This is a genomic window from Roseibium sp. RKSG952 (assembly GCF_009711355.1).
On the sequence record NZ_SMMF01000259.1, the window covers coordinates 1 to 450 of the forward strand.

Genomic DNA, 450 nt, shown 5'->3' on the forward strand with positions numbered 1-450 from the left:
ACGCAAGGTTATGTTGTTGATCCTCATCTCAATCCGGTTGCGCCCGGGGTTGCGGGCGAGCTTCTGATCGGCGGGCTTCAGGTGTCGCGCGGCTATTCTGGCCGGTCCGCTCTGACGGCGGAAAGGTTTCTGGCCGATCCGTTTTCGGGCCGGCATGGCGCACGGGTCTACCGGACCGGCGATCTTGCCCGCTGGCGGGTTGACGGCAGTCTTGAATTTCTCGGCCGGATCGACGCCCAGGTGAAGATCCGCGGCATGCGGGTGGAACCGGGCGAGATCGAGGCGGTCCTGCGGGCGCAGGAGGGCATTGCCCAGGCCGTTGTTGCCGCGCGCCGTCTGCCCGTGCCGGGCGAGGGCGCAGGGAAGACGGATGTGCAGCTTGTTGCCTATCTGGTTCCGGAAAGCGGGGCCGGGCTCGGGAGCGGGCGTGGACAGGCTGAACCGGAACTT

1 pseudogene is annotated in these 450 nt (G+C 66.9%); it reads left to right on the forward strand.

The window, feature by feature from the left end:
* Positions 1-450: pseudogene (locus E1297_RS00650) on the forward strand (AMP-binding protein); the annotation flags it as partial.